The sequence below is a fragment of the Marinobacter sp. S6332 genome, assembly GCF_023016045.1.
Taxonomy (GTDB): Bacteria; Pseudomonadota; Gammaproteobacteria; order Pseudomonadales; family Oleiphilaceae; genus Marinobacter.
The window spans coordinates 99,714-119,289 of sequence record NZ_JALKAP010000014.1; the positions used below are offsets into that span (position 1 = coordinate 99,714).

Annotated in this window: 20 protein-coding genes and 2 tRNA genes; 10 read left to right on the forward strand and 12 right to left on the reverse strand. The window is 53.2% G+C overall.

What is annotated here, in order from left to right:
* Window positions 1-86: 86 nt before the first annotated feature.
* The 3 genes from MWU62_RS17180 to MWU62_RS17190 form a co-directional block, all read right to left on the reverse strand.
* The gene (locus MWU62_RS17180) at window positions 87-1,364 is read right to left on the reverse strand and encodes an aminotransferase class I/II-fold pyridoxal phosphate-dependent enzyme (protein WP_247116019.1); all 1,278 of its coding nucleotides are present in this window, start codon (window positions 1,362-1,364) and stop codon (window positions 87-89) included.
* A 131-nt stretch (window positions 1,365-1,495) separates the two neighbouring features.
* Complete coding sequence (locus MWU62_RS17185; protein WP_247116020.1) at window positions 1,496-1,930, reverse strand: PACE efflux transporter; 435 nt, start codon at window positions 1,928-1,930, stop codon at window positions 1,496-1,498.
* A 91-nt stretch (window positions 1,931-2,021) separates the two neighbouring features.
* Window positions 2,022-2,098: transfer RNA gene (locus MWU62_RS17190), tRNA-Met, on the reverse strand.
* 267 nt (window positions 2,099-2,365) lie between these two features.
* On the opposite strand from MWU62_RS17190, the gene MWU62_RS17195 reads away from it, so the two are divergent.
* Together MWU62_RS17195 and MWU62_RS17200 are read left to right on the forward strand one after the other, a co-directional pair.
* A complete protein-coding gene (locus MWU62_RS17195; protein ID WP_247116021.1) occupies window positions 2,366-2,746 on the forward strand; it encodes a nuclear transport factor 2 family protein in 381 nt (126 codons plus the stop codon).
* Window positions 2,747-2,760: 14 nt separating this feature from the next.
* Window positions 2,761-3,522, forward strand: coding sequence for a pseudouridine synthase (locus MWU62_RS17200; RefSeq protein ID WP_247116022.1), 762 nt, complete (start codon window positions 2,761-2,763; stop codon window positions 3,520-3,522).
* Between the two features lie 14 nt (window positions 3,523-3,536).
* Here the strand turns inward: MWU62_RS17200 and ychF are convergent, their stop codons facing one another.
* The 8 genes from ychF to MWU62_RS17240 all read right to left on the reverse strand — a co-directional run bounded on the left by ychF (window position 3,537) and on the right by MWU62_RS17240 (window position 10,536).
* The gene (ychF, locus tag MWU62_RS17205; RefSeq protein WP_247116023.1) at window positions 3,537-4,628 is read right to left on the reverse strand and encodes a redox-regulated ATPase YchF; all 1,092 of its coding nucleotides are present in this window, start codon (window positions 4,626-4,628) and stop codon (window positions 3,537-3,539) included.
* Window positions 4,629-4,741: 113 nt separating this feature from the next.
* Window positions 4,742-5,335, reverse strand: coding sequence for an aminoacyl-tRNA hydrolase (gene pth / locus MWU62_RS17210; RefSeq protein WP_247116024.1), 594 nt, complete (start codon window positions 5,333-5,335; stop codon window positions 4,742-4,744).
* 21 nt (window positions 5,336-5,356) lie between these two features.
* A complete protein-coding gene (locus MWU62_RS17215; RefSeq protein WP_247116025.1) occupies window positions 5,357-6,010 on the reverse strand; it encodes a 50S ribosomal protein L25/general stress protein Ctc in 654 nt (217 codons plus the stop codon).
* Window positions 6,011-6,195: 185 nt separating this feature from the next.
* Window positions 6,196-7,146 carry a ribose-phosphate pyrophosphokinase gene (locus MWU62_RS17220; protein ID WP_247116026.1) on the reverse strand — a complete coding sequence of 317 codons (951 nt, stop codon included), beginning with the start codon at window positions 7,144-7,146 and terminating at the stop codon, window positions 6,196-6,198.
* Between the two features lie 52 nt (window positions 7,147-7,198).
* Window positions 7,199-7,273 (reverse strand) — tRNA-Gln (locus MWU62_RS17225).
* A gap of 19 nt (window positions 7,274-7,292) precedes the next feature.
* Window positions 7,293-8,156, reverse strand: coding sequence for a 4-(cytidine 5'-diphospho)-2-C-methyl-D-erythritol kinase (gene ispE, locus MWU62_RS17230; RefSeq protein ID WP_247116027.1), 864 nt, complete (start codon window positions 8,154-8,156; stop codon window positions 7,293-7,295).
* Complete coding sequence (gene lolB / locus MWU62_RS17235; RefSeq protein WP_247116028.1) at window positions 8,153-8,788, reverse strand: lipoprotein insertase outer membrane protein LolB; 636 nt, start codon at window positions 8,786-8,788, stop codon at window positions 8,153-8,155. Before lolB ends, ispE begins: the two co-directional genes overlap by 4 nt.
* Window positions 8,788-10,536, reverse strand: coding sequence for a tetratricopeptide repeat protein (locus tag MWU62_RS17240; protein WP_247116029.1), 1,749 nt, complete (start codon window positions 10,534-10,536; stop codon window positions 8,788-8,790). Before MWU62_RS17240 ends, lolB begins: the two co-directional genes overlap by 1 nt.
* Before the next feature lie 248 nt (window positions 10,537-10,784).
* Here MWU62_RS17240 and hemA point away from each other — a divergent pair, with 248 nt between their 5' ends.
* The 4 genes from hemA to MWU62_RS17260 are packed head-to-tail and all read left to right on the forward strand — an operon-like array spanning window position 10,785 to window position 14,754.
* Window positions 10,785-12,074, forward strand: a complete 1,290-nt coding sequence (hemA, locus tag MWU62_RS17245; protein ID WP_247116030.1) for a glutamyl-tRNA reductase — start codon at window positions 10,785-10,787, stop codon at window positions 12,072-12,074.
* Entirely contained in the window at window positions 12,071-13,159 is a 1,089-nt protein-coding gene (prfA, locus tag MWU62_RS17250) for a peptide chain release factor 1 (protein ID WP_200367494.1), read from the forward strand. The genes hemA and prfA overlap by 4 nt, the downstream gene beginning before the upstream one ends.
* The gene (gene prmC, locus MWU62_RS17255) at window positions 13,149-14,015 is read left to right on the forward strand and encodes a peptide chain release factor N(5)-glutamine methyltransferase (RefSeq protein WP_247116031.1); all 867 of its coding nucleotides are present in this window, start codon (window positions 13,149-13,151) and stop codon (window positions 14,013-14,015) included. Before prfA ends, prmC begins: the two co-directional genes overlap by 11 nt.
* On the forward strand, window positions 14,005-14,754 hold the full coding sequence (locus MWU62_RS17260; RefSeq protein WP_247116032.1) for a molybdopterin-synthase adenylyltransferase MoeB: 750 nt from the start codon (window positions 14,005-14,007) through the stop codon (window positions 14,752-14,754). Before prmC ends, MWU62_RS17260 begins: the two co-directional genes overlap by 11 nt.
* A 143-nt stretch (window positions 14,755-14,897) precedes the next feature.
* Here the strand turns inward: MWU62_RS17260 and phrB are convergent, their stop codons facing one another.
* Window positions 14,898-16,316 (reverse strand): deoxyribodipyrimidine photo-lyase, encoded by a 1,419-nt coding sequence (phrB, locus tag MWU62_RS17265; RefSeq protein WP_247116033.1) that lies wholly within the window; start codon window positions 16,314-16,316, stop codon window positions 14,898-14,900.
* 156 nt (window positions 16,317-16,472) lie between these two features.
* On the opposite strand from phrB, the gene MWU62_RS17270 reads away from it, so the two are divergent.
* The 4 genes from MWU62_RS17270 to rimK are packed head-to-tail and all read left to right on the forward strand — an operon-like array spanning window position 16,473 to window position 19,574.
* Window positions 16,473-17,282 carry a hypothetical protein gene (locus MWU62_RS17270; protein ID WP_247116034.1) on the forward strand — a complete coding sequence of 270 codons (810 nt, stop codon included), beginning with the start codon at window positions 16,473-16,475 and terminating at the stop codon, window positions 17,280-17,282.
* A 51-nt stretch (window positions 17,283-17,333) separates the two neighbouring features.
* Complete coding sequence (locus MWU62_RS17275; RefSeq protein ID WP_247116048.1) at window positions 17,334-18,194, forward strand: mechanosensitive ion channel family protein; 861 nt, start codon at window positions 17,334-17,336, stop codon at window positions 18,192-18,194.
* Entirely contained in the window at window positions 18,175-18,672 is a 498-nt protein-coding gene (locus MWU62_RS17280) for an ATP-dependent zinc protease (protein ID WP_247116035.1), read from the forward strand. The genes MWU62_RS17275 and MWU62_RS17280 overlap by 20 nt, the downstream gene beginning before the upstream one ends.
* On the forward strand, window positions 18,669-19,574 hold the full coding sequence (gene rimK, locus MWU62_RS17285; protein ID WP_247116036.1) for a 30S ribosomal protein S6--L-glutamate ligase: 906 nt from the start codon (window positions 18,669-18,671) through the stop codon (window positions 19,572-19,574). Before MWU62_RS17280 ends, rimK begins: the two co-directional genes overlap by 4 nt.
* Window positions 19,575-19,576 lie beyond the last annotated feature (2 nt).

The window sequence follows — 19,576 nt, forward strand, 5'->3', positions numbered from 1 at the left end:
GGGGTAGTTACAAGGTAGGTAAGGGCAATCACGAGGTGTAAAGCAGTATACCGGGCACGACTTTAGTCGTACCCGGTTGTGCTTAATCAAGCCTGAGCTTTTTCCAGTGCCTGAGTAATGTCTGCAAGAATGTCATCCACATGTTCAATGCCGATAGACAAACGCACCAGGTCTTCACTTACACCCGCGTTTTCGAGTTCTTCCGCGTTTAACTGGCGATGGGTAGTGGTGGCTGGGTGGCAGGCCAATGACTTGGCATCGCCAATGTTCACCAAGCGGTAGATCAGGTCTAGAGCATCAATAAACTTGGCCCCTGCTTCGCGGCCGCCTTTGATGCCAAAGCTCACTATGCCAGAGGCCTTGCCGCCACAAATCTTGTCGCAAGTAGCTTTGAAGGGGCTGTTAGCCAGTGCCGCATAGTTAACCCATTCCACCGCCGGGTGATCCTGCAGGAAGTTGGCAACTTTTTCGGCATTCTCGCAGTGGCGCTCCATTCGCAGGCCAAGAGTTTCTAGGCCCTGCATAATTAAAAACGAATTGAATGGGGAGAGGGCAGAACCCGTGTTGCGAAGCGGCACAACGCGGCAGCGGCCTATAAAGGCGGCAGCGCCCAGAGCCTCGGTGTAAACCACGCCGTGATAGGAAGGATCCGGCTCGTTCATCATCGGGAATTTAGCGCCGTTAGCTTTCCAGTCAAAGTTGCCTGAGTCTACAACGCAACCGGCTACGGTGGTGCCGTGGCCACCAATGTATTTGGTGAGGGAGTGGATCACGATATCTGCGCCGTGCTCAAACGGGCGGCATATATAAGGTGTGGCGACGGTGTTATCCACAATCAGTGGTATACCATGCTTGTGCGCGACTTCGGCCCAGCGAGCAATGTCGACTACGTTGCCGGCAGGGTTGCCAATGGACTCGCAGAACAATGCGCGGGTCTGATCGTCGATGGCTTTCTCGATTGCTTCGAAATCATCGTGCCGAACCATGCGGCACTCAATGCCCTGATTGGGAAGAGAGTGGGCAAACAGGTTGTAGGTGCCGCCATAAAGTTGGCTGGTGCTGACAATGTTGTTGCCAACTCGGCAAATGGTTTGCAGAGCATAGGTAATGGCAGACATGCCAGATGCAACTGCGAGAGCGCCTACGCCGCCTTCAAGAGCTGTCATGCGCTCTTCAAGCACAGAGTTGGTCGGGTTCATGATGCGGGTATATATGTTGCCCGCAACCTTCAGATTGAATAGGTCTGCACCGTGTTGGGTATCGTCAAACGTGTAGGACGTAGTTTGGTAAATTGGAGTGGTGGCCGCCTTGGTGGTCGGATCGCCTTTGAAGCCGGCGTGGAGGGCAAGCGTCTCAAATTTCATAGTAACTTCCTTGCAAGTGGAAAGTTGGCATTATTGGTTTCGGGCGTCAGTATGCCATATAGATTTGGCGGGGTTTATAACGGAATGCAATCCTGACATGCCAGAAAATAATATGGGGTGGCAATAGACTGCTATTGCTTGCGCGGAGTGACGGAATCCGGGTCTGGGAAAACGGTGTCGTAACACCAGGTGAACACAAAGGCATACACCAGATAAAACAGCGCAAAAGAAATGTCCACTAGAAGCGCTTCCAGCAGTTCAATCTCCATCCACCAAGCAATAATTGGAAGGAAGGCCATTAGCAGACCGAGCTCAAAGCTGAATGCGTGTAGAAAGCGGAGTTTAATGGATTTTCGGGTTGAGCCTGTAAAGCGCTTTAGAGCGTGATCAAAACCTAAGTTGAAAATGTAATTCCACACAGTGGCCAGCGTGGCGCCTATCAATCCGAGCACACCGGTTTTTTCAAGAGAGTAGCCGAAGGCAAAGGCAGCGAGGGGAACGGATATGAGTAACCCGATAACTTCAAAGGAAACTGCTTGCCGGATTCTGTCGCCGGTCGTTCTCATTAGAAATCTCCGCAGAAGCAGGGCATTGCGCACTTTTGTTGCCCAGAAATAAAAAAAGGCCGCGACGTGAATCGCGGCCTTTTTCGAATACTGGTAGCAAGGGGCGGAGTTGAACCGCCGACCCCAGCATTATGAGTGCTGTGCTCTAACCAACTGAGCTACCTTGCCATCACTTCACCAATGGAAGCGGCGCGTATATTATGTACGGAGCGTGTAAGTGTCAAGGGGTGGCCGAAAAATCGGTTCCCGAAATTGCACCGGGTTTGGCAGTGCCCGCGCATTAGGTGCTTTTAAACAATAAGTTGAAGGTCTTCTCGGATAGAGAGAAAACTGTCTGAATATTGTCAGTGGGGCAGGGTCTCGGGTGAATTTGCATAATAACGTGTATCATTACGCCATTGTCGGTCGTTCTCATCTCAGAAGTGGAATTTAACTATGCAACCGAAAGAAATAGTGGCGCAGTTCATCGCTGATATTCACGCCCAGCGGCCGGATGAAGCAAAGAACTTGCTAGCTGTGGAAGATTTTGAGTATGTGGGGCCAAACATGCGCTTCCTCAGTCGTGATGACCTGTTGTCCTACCTGTTCGGAATGGTTGCCATCCAAAAGAGCTTAATCGTTCGTCAGCTCAGTGCAGATGGGGAACACGTGTTTGCAATTCTGGACTATCAAACTCATTTTGAACCCATTGGGGATGTTCGGCTTGCGGTCTGGTTTCGGGTTCGTGGCGACAAAATTCATACGGTTGAAGCCTTTTATAACGCCGCTGTGGTGGAGAATATGCTGGGTGGCAACCTGCCTTCAGCGGTATCCTGAAAACAAGGTGCTGTTTGAAATCCAAGACCTATCGATTAGATCGCTTTATAAGTCAGAACAGTGCTTTTTCGATCTCAGATACCCGCCTTTTGATTGCGCAAAAACGGATTTTTCTGGATGGGCGCGTGGCGCAATCAATTCAACAAAAAGTGACAGAATTTACCCACGTTGTATTGGACGGCCAGTGCTTAAATGACAATGCCCCCGTTTATATGGTGCTGAACAAGCCCCGGGGCGTTGTTAGTGCAACTAAAGATAATAAGCATCCCACTGTTTTTAACCTTATTGAGCACCCCCAAAAGAACCAGCTTCACATTGCTGGACGCTTGGACTTCAATACAACCGGGTTGATTCTGCTTACTAACGATGGAGCTTGGTCTCGCAAGATAAGCTTGCCTGAGACAAAACTGGCAAAAACCTATGAGGTGGCATTGGCTAAGCCGGTGGGCGATGAATATGCGGAAGTGTTTCGCAAAGGAATCTATTTTGCGTATGAAAATATCACAACGCGGCCCGCTTGCTTAGAGGTGCTTTCTGACTACACCGTCAGGCTTACGCTGGTTGAGGGCAAATACCACCAAGTTAAGCGAATGTTCGGTTATTTTCAGAACCAAGTGCTGGCGCTTCACCGGGTTTCTGTCGGGAATATAACCTTGGCGGGTCTTGAAGTGGGGGAAAGCAGGCTGCTTACCGCAGAAGAGCTAGACGGGACACTAGAAACAATAGACCAGCTAGGAAAGGTAGGGCTGCCAAACGCCTGTCTGGCAGCCCTCTAGCCAAAGCGGGAGGCTTAAACGTTAAACCTGAAGTGGATCACGTCGCCATCCTTAACAATGTATTCCTTGCCTTCCAGGCGCCACTTGCCAGCTTCCTTGGCGCCAGCTTCGCCGTTATATTCTACAAAGTCGTCATATCCGATGACCTCGGCCCGGATAAAACCGCGCTCAAAGTCTGTATGGATGACTGCAGCGGCTTGCGGTGCTGTTGCGCCGATCTTGACTGTCCACGCACGTACTTCCTTCACACCGGCGGTGAAATACGTCTGTAGCCCTAGCAGGCTATAGCCTGCGCGAATAACACGGTCGAGGCCGGGTTCTTCCATGCCCATTTCGCCCAGAAACATACTTTTCTCGTCGTCTTCGAGTTCCGAGATTTCCGCTTCAATTTTGTTGCAAATGGGCACTACCACCGCATTTTCTTCAGCCGCAATCTCGCGCACTGTGTCCAAGTATGGGTTATTCTCGAAGCCGTCCTCCGCCACATTGGCTATGTACATGGTTGGCTTGATAGTAAGCAGGCAAAGTTCGCGGATGAGTAGCAGTTCGTCTTTATCCAGACCCATCCCGCGCACGGGTTTGCCTTCGTTCAACACTGGCAATAGGCGCTCAAAAATCGCAATCTGGGCTTTCGCTTCTTTGTCACCGCTTTTGGCGATCCGCTGAACACGCTTGATGGCCTTTTCAACCGTATCCATGTCCGCCAGTGCAAGCTCGGTATTGATGATCTCAATATCCGCTGCAGGATCGATTTTGTTGGCAACGTGGATAACGTTGGGGTCGTCGAAGCAACGAACGACGTGGGCGATGGCTTCAGTCTGCCGGATGTTGGCAAGGAACTGGTTGCCTAAGCCTTCGCCTTTGGATGCGCCAGCTACAAGGCCTGCAATGTCCACAAACTCCATGGTGGTGGGTACAACTCGCTCAGGCTTTACGATCTCTGCGAGCTTGTTGAGGCGTGGGTCTGGCATTGCGACCACGCCCGCGTTCGGTTCGATGGTGCAGAACGGGAAATTTTCCGCGCCAATGCCTGCTTTGGTCAACGCGTTGAACAGGGTGGATTTGCCGACGTTTGGTAGGCCGACGATGCCGCAGTTAAAACCCATGGAATGCCTCTGCTGGTACGGGGAAATTTGGCCGGATTATACCGGTGTCCGGCTGTGGGTGCGAGTAAGGGATATCAGGTGTGGATATTGCTCAAAACTACTTTCGGACAGGTTTAGGCGGTGGCTGGCTTTACGCTGTGCAAACGGTTCATGGCAGCAGCAAGATTGCCCGTGGCTGCATCGGGTAGTACCCGCATGATTTCGTCAAATATTGCACCTAGGTCTTCTGTCTCACGCTTGCCTAGGCGGCCCAACACATAACCGGTCACTTTGCGGCTGTCACCCGGGTGCCCAATGCCTATGCGCAGCCTCTGGAATTCATTCGTGCCAAGGTGTGCAATGGTGTCTCTCAGTCCATTATGTCCGCCATGTCCTCCGCCTTTTTTAAGCTTTGCGGTGCCCGGGGGAAGGTCTAGCTCATCGTGAGCGATCAAAATCTGAGAGGGGGGTATCTTGAAAAAGTCCGCGAGGGCTTTTACAGAAAGGCCGCTGCGGTTCATAAAAGTGGCGGGGTTCAGTAGGTGGAGCTCAATGCCTTGCCACTGAATACGGGCATAGTGCCCGTGGTACTTTTTTTCAGGTCGTAGCGACTGACCCGCATCGCGGGCCAGTGCTTCAACGAAGAGGGCGCCGGCATTATGGCGGGTATTCTCATAGTCGGCACCGGGGTTACCCAGCCCAACCACCATGACAATATCCTGTGCCATCTGCCAACGCCTCCGGAGTAATTACTCCTTGCTTTCGCCTTCTTCGCCGTCTTCGCCTTCTGCATTATCTTCTGCGTCGTCAGCCTTTACGCCTTTCGGCTTGCTAACAGACACAACGGCCTGATCGTGTTCTACGCCGTGTTGCAGGGCTGGAATACGAACGCCTTCTGGCAGTTTCAGGTCGCTCATGTGCACAACCTGATCCATCTCGACGTCAGTCATGTCGATTTCGATGAACTCTGGCAAGTTGGCTGGCAGACAAGCTACTTCAACCTCGGTCATCAGACGGAAAGCAACGCCACCAAATGTCTTGATCGCCGGAGCTGTGTCTTCGTTCAGCAGGTGCAGCGGAACGTGAACAAGGATTTCCTGATCTTTCTCAACGCGCTGGAAATCGGCGTGAGTAAGTAGCAGCTTGTACGGGTGACGCTGAAGATCCTTCATGATCACACTTTCTTTCTTGCCATTCAGTTCAATGGTCAGAATGTGAGAGAAGAAGGCTTCGTTTTCCAGAGCTTTTTTCAGCTCGTTGTGCCAAATGGAAATCGGAGTAGCTTCTTTGCCAGCACCGTAGATGATGGCTGGAATTTTACGCTCTTCGCGACGCAGGCGGCGGCTCGCACCTCTCCCCTTGTCGTCACGAGGAAATGCTTCAATAACAAAGTCCTGAGACATGGTTTGTACCTCAATCGTCACCTGAACTGCCCGCGACCAGGCGTTGGGACAGGTGATGGTTTCAAAAAGCCGGGTTTTCCGGCTGACTAAAAGAGTCGGGAGCCTGATAGGGCTCCCGACTCGGTATCTTTCAAACAGCTGTTATTAACTTGCTGTTTTATTGAGTATTACGGCGCGCCGTCTACTCAGACATTCTCAAACAGGGCGCTGATGGACTCTTCGTTGCTAACGCGGCGAATGGACTCCGCGAGTAGTCCAGCCATGCTGAGGGGGCGGATTCTATCACAGTTCCTTGCTTTGTCACCCAGCGGGATGGTGTCGCATACGACAACTTCGTCAATTTCGGACGCGCTGATATTTTCGATAGCGGGGCCGGAGAGGACAGGGTGGGTGATATAGGCGACCACACGGGTTGCTCCGCGCTCTTTCAATGCATTTGCAGCCTTGCACAAAGTGCCAGCGGTATCGACTATGTCATCCACAAGGATACAGGTTTTGTCTGCAACATCACCGATGATGTGCATTACCTGAGAAACGTTGGCCTTGGGACGGCGCTTATCAATAATGGCCAGATCGGCATCATCAAGTAGCTTGGCAATGGCCCGGGCGCGTACAACGCCACCAACATCTGGAGAAACCACAACAAAATTCTCGAACCGCTGCTTTTCGATGTCATCAAGCAGAACGGGTGTCGCGTAGATGTTATCTACCGGTACATCAAAAAAGCCCTGAATCTGGTCGGCGTGCAGGTCTACTGTTAGTACGCGATCAACGCCGATGCTGGAAATCATGTCTGCAACAACTTTTGCGCTGATGGCGACACGGCTGGAGCGCACTCGGCGGTCCTGACGTGCATACCCGTAGTAAGGAATAACTGCCGTGATGCGTGATGCAGAGGCGCGGCGCAAAGCGTCGGCCATCATGATCAGTTCCATCAGATTGTCATTCGTCGGGTAGCAGGTGGGCTGAATAATGAATACATCGTGACCGCGAACGTTTTCGTTGATTTCGACGGTCGTTTCTCCATCGCTGAAGCAGCCTACTGTGGCTTCTCCCATAGGGATGTGGAGTTTTTTTGCGATGGCGTGGGCAAGTTCAGGGTTGGCGTTGCCGGAGAAAATCATCAATTTGGACACGACGGCATCCTTCTCGTTTTCGGAGGTTGAGTCAGAAGAAGCGGGAGAAAGGTGGCTGGGGTGGCAGGATTCGAACCTGCGCATGACGGGATCAAAACCCGTTGCCTTACCACTTGGCGACACCCCAGTATCGTGCTTTTTTGGCATCATTCCAGCTCTGTCAGCTTTTGGTGAAGAGGTGATACGTTCACCCCTTTAGCTACGAACCCGGTGATGCCGGAGGGTTTGCTTTCCCAGATAATCCGGGCTGCGGATTCTGTAGGGAAACGTCCAAATATGCAAGCCCCGGTTCCGGTTAATCTTGCAGGTCCGAATTGTGTGAGCCAATCCATGCTCTGTTTGACCTCAGGATATAGCTTTAAAACTACATCTTCACAGTCATTTCGGTACCTCGAGGCGTCTCCCTCAAAAGCGGGCGCTATTGTGATTCTCGCGGTATCCCTTGTCAACCCTTTGGCTGAAAATATCTTTCCGGTGTTGATGTTGCAGGCTGGTTTTAGCACGACAAACCAGTCTTCCGGCGGGAATGCCGGAGTTAACTTTTCGCCGATACCTTCACCGAAAGCCGCGTGGCCGCGCACAAATACGGGTACGTCGGCACCTAAAGATAAACCAATTTCTGCGAGCTCGTCGAGCCCAAGCTTGAGGCCCCAAAGATGGTTCAACCCCAGCAGTGTTGTGGCCGCATTGGAGCTGCCGCCTCCGAGCCCGCCACCCATGGGTAGACGTTTATGAATGCGAATGCTCACACCTGGTAGTTCGTCAGGTGTTTTGTTTGCAATGGCTTTGGCGGCCCGGATGATCAAGTTGTCTTCATCGGACACCCCGGGAAGGGAGTTCTCAAGGCGAACTCCGGGCTGCGCCGGGGTTAGGCTCAGCGTAATCTCATCGCCGTAATCCAGAAGCTGAAATAGCGTCTGCAGTTCATGGTAACCGTCCGGGCGCTGACCGACGATGTGCAGGAAAAGATTTAACTTGGCTGGAGAGGGGAGAGTGATAGAGCGTGTCATGGATTTAGATCCTGCCAGTTGCTTACAACAACGCGCACCCGTTTTTTCTCTTTCAGTGCGGTGATTCTGGCTGGCAGGGCCGGTGTGTTGCCTTGCAGTTCGTGCCAGCGATCATAGCGGATCTCCCAGCCGTCCTGACGGATCATCGCCAATTCGCCCCGGTCGTCAAAGAGTAGCCGGAAGTCACCCGCTGGTGCTGGCAGGCCGCGTATCCACCAGGTTAGGCTTTCTAGAGGCAGTTGCCAGCCCGTCGCCGCTTCCATCAGGGCGTCTGGATCTCCGGATCGGTAAACTTCCCCGTTGGAGAGCGTGAGCTCAATAAACCCCGGAACACCTTTCAGCTTTGTGCTGCCCATTCCCAGAAATGAGGAAGACAAAGCCAAATCGTAGGCCTCGCCCTCTTGTGTCCAGTGGTTAATGATCGCAGTGCCACTGTCCGAGGGCTGGCGTACGGCCAGTTTCCCCGACAGCTGCCAGTGATCAAACTGCCCGAGTTTAGCGGCGCGGTCCTGCCAATCGGCGGGCGGTTGGTCTGTCATGCCTTCCGGTAACGGCTCTAACTGGATCGTAGTACAGGCGCTTAACCCCATTATGAGCAGTACAGCGGCCCATCGGCGGATAAACGATAGCATCACTGTTCACCGGTGACGGTTAGTCGCTCAATGGTTTCCAGGAGCACATCATGGTCGGGATCCTGTTCAAGGCCTTCCTCCCAGATGATTTGCGCTTGCTCTTCAGCACCGTTTACCCACAAGGCCTCTCCATAATGGGCGGCAACCTCTGGGTCGGGGAACGCGGCCCATGCTCGGGAAAGATAATCTAGTGCGGGCTGGATCTGCCCTTCCTGAAACAGAACCCACCCCATACTGTCGAGAATGGCCGGGTTTTCCGGGTCTAAAGTTAAAGCTTGTTCAATGTAGCTGCGGGCTTCGCCTAAGCGATCCGTGCGAGTAGTGAGGATGTACCCAAGGGCGTTCAGTGCAACGGCGTTTTCAGGGTTATTTTCAACGATCTGTTTGAGATCTTCTTCGGCTTTGGCTGGTTGGTCCAGATTATCGAACAGCATGGCCCGTGCGTAGCGAATCTGAAGGTTGCCCGGATAGTCTGTGATGGCGTTGGTGGCGGCTTCTAGCGCTTCGTCACGCAGGTTTTGGTCAAGCAGCAGGTTAACTTCAAGCAGCCAGAAGTTCTCGGCTTGATTGGGGTTCGCACTGCGTAGGGAGCGGATGTCTTCCAGTGCTTCGTCGAGCTTACCCTCTTTAGTTAGAAGAGCGCTGGCGCGGGCAAGGGAGGGAAAATAGTAATTGCCCTCGCTCACGCTTTGGTAATAGCCAATAGCCTGCTCTGTATTGCCAGCTTCATCCTCAATTCTGCCAAGGTAATAGCTAGCTTCGTTAGTGTGGTGACCTTGTTCGGTTAGTTGGGTAAGCTCTTCTTTGGCCAGTTCCAGTTGCTTGTTCTCCAGGGCAACCAGCGCGTGCGAGAGCCGCAAGCCAGGGTTGTCCGGGTAGCGTTGTACTAACCGGTTAAACTCATCTTGAGCAGCCTGCAGTTCCCCTTCACTGATCAACATGCGCCCATACAAGGTGCCCATTTGACGGTTGGCCGGAAAGCGGCGTGTATTCACCATCAGGTGTTCAAGCGCTTTCGTTACCTCACCGCTCTGGTAAAGCAGGTCACCCTTCAGGATAATAGCTGGCTGAAAGTTGGGCTGATCGTTTAGCAGAGGGTTGAGTCGGCTAAGGGCCGCCTGTGGGTTGCCGGTGATTTTTAACAGCAGAGCGATGCTGTATTCCAATTCCGGCATGCGGGGGTGGCGTTCGGCCATCTCGGTGTAAAGCGCCATCAACTCTTTTTGTTGTTCCGGCGGCAGGTTTGCGGCCATGGCGGCGAGGCTGTCAAAATCTGCATCTTCGCCCTGATCCAGAATCTTTTCCATGTACCCCATAGCAGTTTCAAGCTGATTGCGCTTGACTGCCTGAATAGCAGACACCCTTAAAGCTTGCAGGTTGTTTGGGTCTACATCCAACCATAATTCTGCCAATTGCTTCTGGGCGTTGTCGCCATTGAGCGATTGGGCAATGCGCATGGCACGTTCGATAACGTTTTTATCTCGGGATTGTTGGGCGGCTTTCAGGTAATTCACCAGAGTGACGTCGAAACGGCCCCGCTGCGCTGCAATTTCTGCTGCAAGCAGCAGATACAGTGTTTCCGGTTCAAAGTCCGCGTACTCTATGGGGGGCGCGCTGTTGATGTCTTTGGTATCTGAAGCGGTTGTCTCATCAACATCAGACGCTTGCTCGGAACCGGTTAAACTAGCGCAGCCTGTGAGTGCGAGGCCAAACAGACAGGTAACCAAAAGCGGTGCGGATTTGTGCATGCAACTTCCCGTGATTTATTGACTACGCACCCTGAGTAGCCCACAACCCATCATTATTTTGAGCTGAGTCGGGCTGCGGTATGCGCCGATTCCCTATAATGGCATAAGCTCTGGTTCTTGCCCAACCTGTCCGCACTTCCCGAAGCTTAAGCGGTTATGGGTGGCAGCTAAGGGCTCTGGCCGCTAAAATGCCTGCATAATGGTGTTTATGTACTCAGTTCATCGGTAGAGGATTGTAGAACCAAGAAATGGCACTGCTAACGCTGGGAATCAATCATCGCACCGCGCCTGTTGAGTTAAGGGAGCGTGTCGCGTTTACGCCTGAGCGTATGTCAGAGGCGTTTGCAGAGTTGCGGGCGGCGTCTGGCGCCAGTGAGGCTGCCATTCTTTCTACCTGCAACCGCACTGAGCTCTATCTGGCGGGCGATGACGACTGCGCACCTCTGGTCTTGCGTTGGCTGGCCGGGTTCCATGATTTGGACGCGGCCGAGCTGGAAGAAGTCCTTTATGTGCACCGAGACGCAGATGCCGTTCGCCACGTGATGCGTGTTGCGGCCGGTTTGGACTCCATGGTTTTAGGTGAGCCGCAAATTTTCGGCCAGTTAAAAGATGCGTACGCGCTGGCGCGGGAACATGGCGGCAGTGGGTCATTCCTTTCTCGCATGTTTGAGCAAACTTTCTCCGTTGCCAAGCGAGTGCGCACCCAGACTGCCATTGGTGAGAACCCCGTGTCTGTCGCCTATGCCGCCGTGAGCATGGCGCACCGCATTTTTGCCGACATGTCGAAGAACAAGGCGTTGCTGATTGGTGCCGGTAAAACCATCGAGTTGGTTGCCCGACACCTTGCTGATGCCGGCGTGAAGAACTTTATCGTTGCCAACCGCACGCTTGAGCGGGCTCAGGCGTTAGCAGAGTCCCGAGGCGGGAAGGGCATCCTGCTCTCCGAAATACCGGACTATTTGGCCGACGTTGATATCATCATCTCGTCCACTGCCAGCCCTCTGCCAATTCTTGGTAAAGGTGCCGTAGAGCGCTCTTTGAAGAAACGTAAACACCGACCCTTTTTTATGGTCGATATTGCCGTACCCAGAGATATCGAACCGGAAGTTGCCTCTTTGGCGGATGTGTACCTTTATACCGTTGACGACCTGCGCCAAGTCATCGAAGAAAATATCCGGACCCGTGAAGGCGCCGCCCGCGAAGCGGAAAACCTCATTGCCAATGGTGTGCAAGAGTTCCTTAGCCAGCTCCGGGCCTTGGACGCAGTCTCCACACTTAAACAGTTCCGGCAGCGTGCGGAAGTGCTACGCGATATAGAAACGGAAAAAGCCCTGCGCGCCCTGCGCAATGGTGGCGACCCCGAAACCGCGTTGCGCAGCTTAGCGCGAGGCCTTACAAACAAACTCCTGCACGAACCATCCATACAGGTTCGCAAGGCCACCACCGAAGGGCGCACCGAGGTGACCGAATGGCTAAGAGAGTTGCATCAGCTTGATACGTTGGACGCAGACGCGACGACCACTCCGGAAAAAATATGAAACCATCCATTCAGTCCCGCCTCGAGCAGCTTGTTGAACGCTTCGAGGAAGTGAGTGCTTTGCTCAGCGACCCCGCAACCATCGCCAAACAGGACAAGTTTCGGGAACTATCTCGGGAGTTTTCCGAAATCGAGCCTGTGGTTCAGTGCTTTCAGGCTTGGAAGCAGTCACTTGAAGATATTGAAGAGGCCAAAGAACTGGCGAAAGACGGCGACGCGGACATGCGCGAGATGGCCGCAGAAGAACTTGAAATTGCCGAGCAAAAAACCGAAGCCTTAGATGAAGAACTGCAGCGTTTGATGCTGCCGAAAGATCCGAACGATGGCAAAAACGTGTTTCTCGAAATTCGCGCGGGAACTGGCGGCGACGAGGCCGCCATTTTTGCCGGTGACTTGTTCCGTATGTACAGCCGTTACGCTGAAGGCAGGCGCTGGCAGATAGAAGTGCTGAGCGAGAACGAAGGCGAACACGGCGGCTACAAGGAAATTATCGCACGGGTAGCCGGAGATGCCGTGTATGGTGCACTGAAGTTCGAGTCTGGCGCGCACCGGGTACAGCGAGTGCCGGAAACCGAATCTCAAGGCCGTATTCACACATCTGCCTGCACCGTTGCCGTTATGCCTGAGGCCGATGAGGCTGAGGCTATTGAGATCAACAAAGCCGACCTGCGTGTGGACACCTTCCGATCCTCGGGCGCGGGCGGCCAGCATGTTAACAAAACCGATTCCGCCATCCGGATAACCCACCTGCCAAGCGGCATTGTGGTGGAGTGTCAGGAAGAACGTTCGCAGCATAAAAATCGTGCCAAGGCCATGAGCTTTCTGGCATCAAGGCTGCAGAACGTCGAAACTGAGCGACAGCAAAAATCCATGGCAGAAACCCGCAAAAGCCTGGTTGGTAGTGGCGATCGCTCTGAGCGTATCCGCACTTACAACTTTCCTCAGGGCCGGGTAACGGATCATCGTATTAACCTCACGCTGTACAAGCTTGATGATGTGATTGCTGGAGATTTGGATTCCGTGGTTGTGCCGCTCCAGCAAGAGCATCAGGCGGAGCTTCTGGCTACGCTTTCTGATGACGAGTAAGCCCTTACCAACCTGCGAGGCACTGTTAGAACAAGCTGCGCGCCAAATCGCCAGTGACACCTCGCGGCTTGATGCCGAATTGCTTCTTGCCCATATAACCGGCCTTAGCCGCCCTGGCTTTCGGGCGATTCCTGAGCGTGAAGTAGAAGCGCAACTAGCAACAGAATTCGAAGCACTAGTGGCGAAGCGTATTGAGGGCGTACCGATTGCCTACCTGTTAGGCCAGCAAGAGTTCTGGTCACTCCCGTTCAAAGTTAGCAAGAGCACGCTTATCCCGCGTCCGGACACCGAATGCCTTGTAGAACAGGCGTTAGAATTGCCGCTACCAAACAACGCTCGAGTTGTTGACCTTGGCACCGGAACGGGAGCCATCGCTTTGGCGCTGGCGAGCGAACGTCCCGAGTGGCAGGTCAGCGCCTGCGACCTTATGGAAGACGCAGTAACATTGGCAAAGGAAAACGCCAGTCAGCTGAAGCTGCCCGTAGAGATTTTTCACAGCCGATGGTTTGCCGGGTTGCCCGCAGGCCGTTTCGACCTGATTGTGTCGAACCCACCGTATGTTGCGTCTGGCGATCACCATCTTGGTGAAGGCGATGTTCGATTTGAACCCGCCTCTGCACTGGTATCAGGCGCTGATGGTCTGGATGATATCCGTTTGATCGTGAATGAAGCGCCTGAATGGCTAAAGGCTGAAGGCTGGCTGCTTCTTGAGCACGGATTTGATCAAGCAAACGCTGTTCAAAAGCTACTCTCCACCCGAGGGTTTACTAAGGTGGAAAGCCGGAAAGACTATGGCGGCAACGACCGCATGACTCTGGGCCAATGGCCCCAACAAGGAGCCCTCCATGCTCACTGATGAAGAACTCCTGAGATTCAGTCGCCAGATATTGATGCCGCGTTTTGATATTGCTGGCCAGCAGGCTTTGAAGAATGCGCGGGTTGTTATTACAGGCGCTGGAGGGCTGGGTTGCCCAATTGCGCTTTACTTGGGTGCGGCAGGGGTTGGCCACTTAACACTGATTGATGATGACGTTATTGAGTTGGCTAATCTGCAGCGCCAGATAGCGTTTGAGACTGAGCAAATTGGAAAGCCTAAGGCAGAGACTTTGGCCGCCCGTGTGCGCAGTATTAATCCGGCAGTGTCGATTTCTGTGGTGAATCGTCGTCTTGATCAGGATGGGTTTGCGCAGGAAGTGGCCGGGGCAAGCCTGGCTCTGGATGGTTCGGATAATTTTGCTACGCGGTTTGCGCTGAATCGTGCCTGTGTGGCGGCGGGTGTTCCGCTTGTTTCCGGTGCGGCTATTCGGGGTGAGGGGCAGGTTAGTGTGTATGACAGCCGGAATCCGGACTCTCCCTGTTACCACTGTTTGTATCCTGAGCAGGGTAATGAGGATTTGACGTGTTCTGAGGCTGGGGTGATTGCGCCGTTGGTGGGGATGATTGGTTCGGTTCAGGCTATGGAGGCCATTAAGGTGCTTTCTGGCGTAGGAGCTCCGCTTGTTGGCCGGCTGCTGATTCTGGATGCGTGGGAAATGCAGTGGCGTGAAATGAAGCTCTCGAAAGATCCCGACTGCCCTGTTTGCGGCTCTCGGTAAGTCGTGTCTGGCCGAAGCAGGCGTGGGAGGGGCTCTCCAAAACACGCTGTGAATACATCCCTGTAAGCTCGGCTCCGCCATCCATGGCTCCGCACGGTTTTGGAGAGCCCCTCCCACGCCTGCTTCTATATCGTGCGCCCTTCCTAGTCTTTTAGTGCCTGAAACTTCGCTATCGCTTCCTTTCTACTCTCCTTCAAATCAACAATAGGCCTTGGGTATCCACCCGGAATAACACCGCCTTTAGACGGATCGTGAATGCGCTTGTTATCCAGCTTTGCCAGCTCAGGCACCCACTTGCGAATGAACTCACCCTTCGGATCAAAACGCTCACTCTGAGTCACCGGGTTGAATACCCGGAAGTAAGGCGCAGCATCGGTGCCCGTTGATGCGCTCCACTGCCAACCGCCATTGTTGGATGCCAGAAAGCCATCCACCAGTTTTGACATGAAATACGCCTCGCCCAGCCGCCAGTCGATAAACAGGTTTTTGGTCAGGAACATCGCTGTAACCATGCGCAAGCGGTTGTGCATCCAGCCGGTTTGGTTGAGCTGGCGCATGGCTGCGTCTACCAAAGGAATGCCGGTGTTGCCGGTTTTCCACGCCTCGAAGTGCTCGCCGGGCTCGTTCCATTGCAATGCTTCGGTTTCCGGCTTGAAGGCACGGTGCATACTCACCCTCGGGCAGTGGTACAACGTATGGATATAGAAATCCCGCCATGCGATTTCGTTTATCCATGTCAGAAAGCCTTCTTGATTGCCGCCCATACTTTGCGCCTGCCGCGCCGCCATCAAACACTGGCGGCCGGATAGTACGCCGTTGGCTAGGTAAGGAGAAAGCTGGCTGGTGCCATCAAGAGCGGGGAAGTCTCTTTGTTCCTTGTAGGCTCCGCCGTGTTCGCTGAGAAAGCAATCAAGCTGCGAATGCGCTGCGTCTTCGCCGGTCTCTACCAATGCTGGTGGCGCATCTTCGAAGCCTTCAGGAATGCTTGTTATGCGTTCTGGCTCTATGGCTTCGCCTTGTGCTTGAGGAATCGGATAGAGAGCTGGCTGGGTCTCATCAATCCAGTTACGCCAGCGTCGTGAAAAGGGGGTGAACACGGAATAGGGCTCGCCCTGACCCGTTAGTATCTCACCTACCGGCGCGACGGTTTGGTCGCGGTACTTGCGGGTTTTTATCTCTAGTTCGTCAAAGCGATGTTTTACGGTTTTGTCGCGCTTACGCTCGTTGATGCCATACTCTTCATTAAAGTGTAGTTGGCGAATGCCATGTTCACGGCAATGGCTTTCAAGCGCTGTGGCGCTATCACTGAAGTGTTCGGCCTCTATAAAAGACAAGGGTATGCCGAGTTTTGCCAATTCTTCGGCGAGTGCGTTTGCGTGGGCAACAACAAACTGCACTCGCGCTGGCGACCAGTCGTGCTCCTGCCATTGAGCTGGTGTGAGGATAAAACAGGCACGAACCTGTGCATGGCCCTCTGTTTCGCCGGATTCTTTGCAGGCAGCGGTAAGGGCGGGATTGTCGGCGATTCTTAGGTCGTTTCTAAACCAAACCAATTGTGTCATGGGTAATTCCGTGTCGGTTTCCGGCGTTGAATGTAAGGGTAATTACATCGCACTGTGGCAATAAAATCACATAGTTGGATATTCGCCCGGGGTCACTGATTGGATTATAGTTGTCGCAACTTTACCAGCCGTATTCGTGGGAGATAGACAGCGTTTATGGATACTGAAACCGAAAGCCGGCGTGACGGAGTTTGGGCTCAACCGTATGAGCTAGCCTCTGGTCAAACCCAGCACCACAAACTTGGGCATGTTCGGCTGTGGGTCACTCTTCTGGACCAAGAGTGGCAGGTGCGCTCCGAAACCCGAGAGCCCGAGACTGACCCAGTGGGCTGGACAGAATCCATAGGCCACCAGCTTCCGCACATAAGCGTGTCTTTGCAGCGATTTATCCGCGAGGGCAAGTCCTCAACGATAACCTTTATACCTGCGGTGGCGAACCGTCCAACGGTGATTCGGCCCTATCACCCGCTGACTATTCCCGGCGGCACCCGATGCACCATCTATGTGGGCACGGTGGTTTGGATGAAAATCTGCGCGGGGCCTAATCAAACCCTTTTAACCGAGGTTCCCCTAGCCGTGCCTTCACTTACTTGGGTGGGCAGAAATACTATGGAAGGCGAGCTGTGTTATTCATCGTCAAGTTTTGGCCGTTTGGTGCTCGACGCATTACCCAAGCGTGCATGGCGGGCAACCACTCCGGTTACGATTATTAACCGCAGAACGGAGCCTTTGTTGTTGGAGCGCTTCAGCCTGCCCACACCTTTACTCTCGTTGCATCAGAATGAGCGCGGGCAATTATGGACACCGGGCGTGGTTGTAGAGGTTGCAACAGATATGAGTTCTGCAAGCCTGCATGTGGATGAAAGCCTGCTTACTGCGGCGGGTCAGTGCAAACAAGTGGCGCCAGCGCGGGAAAAAGCCGCGAGAGGGCGCCTGGTGCGTGCTATCGATAGGGTGTTTGGCTAATGCGCATTCTACTGAGTAATCCTTGTGACTGAAGATCTTAAAACGGGAGCGCTGAATGTGTTTACAGACATAGCTTGGGGGCAGTGGCTCAGCTCCGGCTTTTTGCTGGTGCTTGGCATTGTTCTGGCATCATTAGCGGCCCGAAGCGTTTCAAAGGTGATGGTAAAACGCAGTTCACGGCACCATACCGTTATGGTTCGGCGGCTGGTGTTCTACATTATCTTTTTACTGTTTGGTGTGGCGGCGCTCAGAGAGGCAGGTTTCTCGCTGGATGTGGTGCTGGGCGCAGCAGGTATTCTTACCGTGGCTATCGGTTTTGCATCGCAAACCTCGGCATCCAATATGATCAGCGGGTTGTTTTTGCTTGTTGAAAAACCCTTTGAAATCGGTGACTTCATTGAAGTAGAAGCCATCATGGGCGAAGTTGTAGGTATCGACATGCTCAGTGTAAAGCTGCGCACCAGAGATAACGTCTACGTTCGCATACCCAATGAAACCTTGATCAAGACGCCGGTTGTTAACCGTTCACGTTTTCCCATTCGCAGAATCGACCTTCAGGTGGGGATTGCCTATGCTGAAGATGCTGAGAAGGTGGAAGAGCTGCTATTGGAACTGGCAGAAAAGAACCCGGCTTGTTTGGAAGAGCCCAAAGCGTTTGTGTTGGTTACAGCGTTTGGCCCTTCTTCGGTAGATTTGCAGTTTTCCTTCTGGGTGCCTAAAGACAAGGTGCTTGAGGGCAAAAGCGGTATGCTCGTTGCCATAAAGAAAACTCTGGATAGGGCAGGCATAGAAATACCCTTTCCACACACCAGCATCTACGCTGGTAGCCATTCCGAGCCCTTCAAAGTGCAGTTGCTGGCGCCGGAAAAACCCATTGAAAAGGAACTGTTGGATGTCGAAAAAGACAGTTGAAGCCCTCAACACCATTGAGGCGACACCTGCGGACAACAAAATCAGCCTAGGCTGGAGGGAATGGGTGGCTCTGCCAGAGCTGGATATAAACCGTATCAAAGCCAAGGTGGATACCGGCGCCCGCACCTCCTGTCTGCATACATTTCGCACAGAGCCTTATACGCAGGATGGTGAGCGCCGGGTTAGGTTTTGGGTTCACCCGGTACAGAATGATATGCACCAAGTTGTGGAGTGTGATGCTCGCGTTCTTGATGAGCGTGATGTGTCGGATTCTGGTGGGCATAAAGAATTACGGCTGGTGATTGAGACCACTCTGATTGTTGGTGGCGAAAGCTGGCCCATTGAAATGACGCTAACAAACCGGGATACCATGCGATTCCGTATGCTGCTAGGGCGCACCGCAATGGCGGGCCGCACTACGATTTATCCCGAAGCCTCCTATCTCGCCGGTGAACCGGCTTTAAGGCCTGAAAAATGAAAATTGCAGTTCTATCCCGTAACCGGCATTTGTACTCTACTCGCCGTTTGGTAGAAGAGGGGATTAATCGTGGCCATGAAGTGAAGGTGATTGATTGCCTGCACTGTTCCATGAACATCACGTCCGCCAACCCGAAAATTCATTACCACGAAGAAGTTCTTGAGAATTTTGACGTGATTATTCCCCGTATCGGGGCGTCCGTTACCTTCTATGGCACAGCGGTTTTGCGCCAGTTTGAAATGATGGGAACCTTTCCGGTGAACGAGTCTGTTGCCATCACCCGTTCAAGGGACAAACTACGCTCCCTGCAATTGCTTGCCAGAAAAGGCGTAGGCATGCCTGTAACCGGTTTTGCCAACAAGCCGGACAACGTGCCTGAACTGCTGAAGATGGTCGGCGGCGCGCCGGTGGTGATCAAGCTATTGCAGGGTACGCAGGGCATTGGTGTGGTGCTGGCGGAAACCCGTACCGCAGCAGAAAGCGTGATTGAAGCCTTTATGGGCCTTAAAGCCGACATACTGGTGCAAGAATTCATCAAAGAAGCGGGCGGTGCAGATATTCGCTGCTTCGTGATTGGCGATAAAGTTATCGCTGCTATGAAGCGCCAAGGTGCCGAAGGAGAGTTTCGGTCGAATTTGCACCGTGGGGGCAGTGCGTCTCTGGTCCGAATTACACCGGAAGAGCGCAAAACAGCCATTACAGCTGCAAAAGCCATGGGCCTGAATGTGGCCGGTGTGGATTTGTTGCGCTCAAGCCGTGGGCCGTTGGTGATGGAGGTTAACTCCTCACCCGGGCTGGAAGGCATCGAAAACGCTACCGGCAAAAACGTAGCGGGCATGATCGTGAACTGGATTGAAAAAAACCAAGCGCCCTGGCGCACAAAAACCAAAGGCAGAGGATAATC

Coding starts and splice junctions, on each gene's coding strand:
- MWU62_RS17180 (WP_247116019.1), bottom strand. CDS start 1,364: ATGAAATTTGAGACGCTTGCCCTCCACGCCGGCTTCAAAGGCGATCCG.
- MWU62_RS17185 (WP_247116020.1), bottom strand. CDS start 1,930: ATGAGAACGACCGGCGACAGAATCCGGCAAGCAGTTTCCTTTGAAGTT.
- MWU62_RS17195 (WP_247116021.1), top strand. CDS start 2,366: ATGCAACCGAAAGAAATAGTGGCGCAGTTCATCGCTGATATTCACGCC.
- ychF (WP_247116023.1), bottom strand. CDS start 4,628: ATGGGTTTTAACTGCGGCATCGTCGGCCTACCAAACGTCGGCAAATCC.
- pth (WP_247116024.1), bottom strand. CDS start 5,335: ATGGCACAGGATATTGTCATGGTGGTTGGGCTGGGTAACCCCGGTGCC.
- MWU62_RS17215 (WP_247116025.1), bottom strand. CDS start 6,010: ATGTCTCAGGACTTTGTTATTGAAGCATTTCCTCGTGACGACAAGGGG.
- ispE (WP_247116027.1), bottom strand. CDS start 8,156: ATGACACGCTCTATCACTCTCCCCTCTCCAGCCAAGTTAAATCTTTTC.
- lolB (WP_247116028.1), bottom strand. CDS start 8,788: ATGCTATCGTTTATCCGCCGATGGGCCGCTGTACTGCTCATAATGGGG.
- MWU62_RS17240 (WP_247116029.1), bottom strand. CDS start 10,536: ATGCACAAATCCGCACCGCTTTTGGTTACCTGTCTGTTTGGCCTCGCA.
- hemA (WP_247116030.1), top strand. CDS start 10,785: ATGGCACTGCTAACGCTGGGAATCAATCATCGCACCGCGCCTGTTGAG.
- prfA (WP_200367494.1), top strand. CDS start 12,071: ATGAAACCATCCATTCAGTCCCGCCTCGAGCAGCTTGTTGAACGCTTC.
- prmC (WP_247116031.1), top strand. CDS start 13,149: ATGACGAGTAAGCCCTTACCAACCTGCGAGGCACTGTTAGAACAAGCT.
- MWU62_RS17260 (WP_247116032.1), top strand. CDS start 14,005: ATGCTCACTGATGAAGAACTCCTGAGATTCAGTCGCCAGATATTGATG.
- phrB (WP_247116033.1), bottom strand. CDS start 16,316: ATGACACAATTGGTTTGGTTTAGAAACGACCTAAGAATCGCCGACAAT.
- MWU62_RS17270 (WP_247116034.1), top strand. CDS start 16,473: ATGGATACTGAAACCGAAAGCCGGCGTGACGGAGTTTGGGCTCAACCG.
- MWU62_RS17280 (WP_247116035.1), top strand. CDS start 18,175: ATGTCGAAAAAGACAGTTGAAGCCCTCAACACCATTGAGGCGACACCT.
- rimK (WP_247116036.1), top strand. CDS start 18,669: ATGAAAATTGCAGTTCTATCCCGTAACCGGCATTTGTACTCTACTCGC.